Source organism: [Clostridium] symbiosum ATCC 14940 (genome assembly GCF_000466485.1).
GTDB lineage: Bacteria > Bacillota > Clostridia > Lachnospirales > Lachnospiraceae > Otoolea > Otoolea symbiosa.
On record NZ_KE992836.1, the window covers coordinates 11,315 to 14,486 of the forward strand.

General features: G+C 48.5%; 1 protein-coding gene and 1 pseudogene. One reads left to right on the top strand and one right to left on the bottom strand.

Annotated elements, in window-relative coordinates; all coding sequences use genetic code 11:
• Window positions 1-221: 221 nt before the first annotated feature.
• Window positions 222-974, top strand: a pseudogene (locus CLOSYM_RS04395) (recombinase zinc beta ribbon domain-containing protein); the annotation flags it as partial.
• Between the two features lie 321 nt (window positions 975-1,295).
• Here the strand turns inward: CLOSYM_RS04395 and CLOSYM_RS04400 are convergent.
• Window positions 1,296-3,017, bottom strand: coding sequence for a C40 family peptidase (locus CLOSYM_RS04400; RefSeq protein WP_021641120.1), 1,722 nt, complete (start codon window positions 3,015-3,017; stop codon window positions 1,296-1,298).
• Between the last annotated feature and the right edge of the window lie 155 nt (window positions 3,018-3,172).

The window sequence follows — 3,172 nt, forward strand, 5'->3', positions numbered from 1 at the left end:
AGGTGTTCCGCAAGTATGCCGACAAGCGGCAGAGCGAGGAAGCCGGGGCATAAGATTTTCCGAAGCCACCGTTGATTTGCGGGGCTGCTGGCGGAATAATAAAAGTGTCAGCAGCTCCGTTTCTTTTTTAAGAAAAGGAGCGACAATATGAACAACAGAATAGACGCAATCTATGCAAGACAATCGGTAGACAAAAAGGACAGTATTTCCATTGAAAGCCAGATTTTACAGGCATGAACGGCTGCTATCTGTATCAAGGGCGGGATGTGAAGCCCAGCAAAAAGAACGACTTGAAAGACCAAATACTGGTGCTGGCTCCCCATGAGGGCATTGTCCCCTCCGACATCTGGCTGACCTGCCGCAAGAAGCTGATGAACAACATGAAAATCCAGTCTGCCCGAAAAGCCACCCACACATGGCTGGCGGGAAAAATCAAGTGCGGAAACTGCGGGTATGCCCTTATGAGCATTAACAATCCTGTGGGAAAGCAATATCTCCGCTGCACAAAACGGCTGGACAATAAAAGCTGTGCCGGGTGCGGGAAAATCATTACTTCGGAACTGGAAGCGGTTGTTTGTCAGCAGATGGTAAAGAAACTGGCAAGCTACAAGACGCTGACAGGCAGGAAGAAAGCGGCAAAAGCCAACCCGAAAATCGCCGCCCTGCAAGTGGAACTTCTCCATGTGGACAGCGAGATTGAAAAGCTGGTGGACAGCCTGACGGGCGCAAACAATGTCCTGCTCTCCTATGTGAATGTGAAGATAGCGGAACTGGACGGGCGCAAGCAGGAACTTGTGAAGCAGATAGCAGAACTGACGGTGGAAGCCATCAGCCCGGAACAGGTCAATCAGATTTCCGGTTACCTCGACACATGGGACAGCGTATCCTTTGACGACAAGCGGCGGGTGGTGGATTTGATGATTGCCACCGTAGCCGCCACAAGCGACAGCTTGAACATTACATGGAAAATCTGACGGGTGGAACCCCTCCCGTCAGATACCTACCCTGTGTAGTCCCTTGTAAACTGTACTTTCGTATGAGCTAAACTATTGTCCATTTTGGATCTCCTGTGCTTTTTATTTGTGGTTTGCAGACCTACATTTATTCTAGCACAGGAGTTACTTTAATCTAAAGAAATTCCCTCCCCCTGCATAGCAGGGGGTTTATTTTTTCTGTGATACAAAAAAGAGGTATCGCATCTGGACAGATTATGTCTCAGATACGATACCTCTTCTATACTTCTTTCATGCTGTCACAGTCCAGACAGCATAAACACGCTCCAGCATTCGGCTATTTTAATCACCTAACACATTGACAATCTTCTTAGGCGTACGGTAATTCCAGGTTGAAATCTTGATGCCGTCCCTTGCGTTGGATGCGTGGCATACCTGGCCGTTGCCGATATAGAGGGCCACGTGGTTGATAGTTCCGCTGCTGTTTGCGTAAAATACTAAATCGCCCGGTCTCATCTGTGAGGAATTGATCGACTTGCCACAGTTCGCCTGGGAACCGGAATGATGCGGTAAGCTGACACCAAAATTAGCCATAACAGCCATCGTGAATCCGGAACAGTCGGCTCCCCGCGTAAGGCTTGTACCGCCCCACACATATGGATTGCCAAGGAACTGGGTCGCATAATTTGCAATCTGGGTTCTCTTTGAGGAACCGGCTGCATTACCCGGTGTATTACCCACTCCGCCCTTATTGCCGCCGCTTCCGCCTTTGTTCCCGCTGCTGCCCTTGTTTCCGCCGGAGGAAGAAGCAGTTTCTACGATGGGGCTGAACTTGATCGCTTCATTCAGCGCATAACGCACGTCTACAAAATCAGTTGCCACATAGGCGCTGGTGGAGTCAAGCTCAATCTCTACCCAGCCGTCCATCTGCTTTAAGACGGCATAACGCTCACTATTTGAAATCTGGGTCCATATCGGTGATTCCGTACTCGGCTCCGTCCTTGCATTCAGGCGGTCTGTGGAGACAATTGCCATCAGTTCAGCCACATTAAGAGCCTCCTGCTTTGCAGCGTCGCCTGTCAGGATAAACTCGGATTTGACATAACCGGTAACAGGGCCTGATTTAATCTTATACCACTCTCCGTCTTCTGTCTTTTCAAGAATTTCTCCGGCCGATTTACTCGTCATCTTACCGATAATTTTGCCGTCTTCCTTCGGTTCTTCCCTGATATTCAGATAGTTGTTTACATTAGATATACCGAGGTTGTCATAAAGGTTCAATACCATGGTTCTCAAATCCAGCTTTCTCGCCTCATTGAGTGCATAGCGGATATCTACATAATCGGAAGAAATATAACCGTCGCTGATCTGGATCCATCCATCCTGCTGGCCGAGAATAGAGTACCTCTCATTCTTCAGGATCTGCTCCACAATCTGGCCGTCCGGAGTCGGTTCACTGCGGACATTCAGCTTGTCGGCTGTGATCACGGCCATTTCTTTCACCTGTTCAAACGCCTCCTCCTTGGCGGCTTCCCCGGTCAGAACAAACTCGGAACTGATATAACCGTTCAATCCGCCGGAGCTTATCTGATACCAGCCTTCCGTCGAATCATCTAAAATCTCGCAGGCGCTTCCTCCCAGCAGCTTGCCGATTACCTTTGCATCCTTGCTGGCGCTCTCACGCATATTCAGATATCCGGAAACCTGAACGAGTCCCAGATTATTATACGATTCCACGACGCTTTTCTTTTGGGCATCCGTCTCCGCCTGGGCCAGTTCCTCGGGTGACATCGTAGGCTCCGCATTCTCCGAATCCACACTCTCTGATTCCCCTGAGGCACCCTGGTCAGCGGCTTCTCCTGTATCTGTCTCATTCACCATCCTCGCCTTGGGTGAGCCTGCGAAAGTACCTCCCCTGGCCAGCTTCACAGCCACAACAACCAGAAGAATAACAATGATACCGCCTGCAGCATACATAAAATATTTCATCGGATCTTTTCCATTACGCTTATTACGGGCCTTATTTAGCCTGCTTTTATAATCATCTGATTTCTGCTCTGCCATTCATCTCTCTCCAAACCATTGAAATTATTACGTTTTTGTTACAAAACATACGATTCAGAAAGAATTATATCATATTTTGTCAGAAAATGCGACTATAAAAAACTTACAATTTATAAAAGGGGATTTAACTGAGGTTAGGAGGACGCGTCCGGAAC

Bases quoted from the DNA above. Each gene is read 5' to 3' on its own strand.
- CLOSYM_RS04400 (WP_021641120.1), bottom strand. From the start codon at position 3,017: ATGGCAGAGCAGAAATCAGATGATTATAAAAGCAGGCTAAATAAGGCC.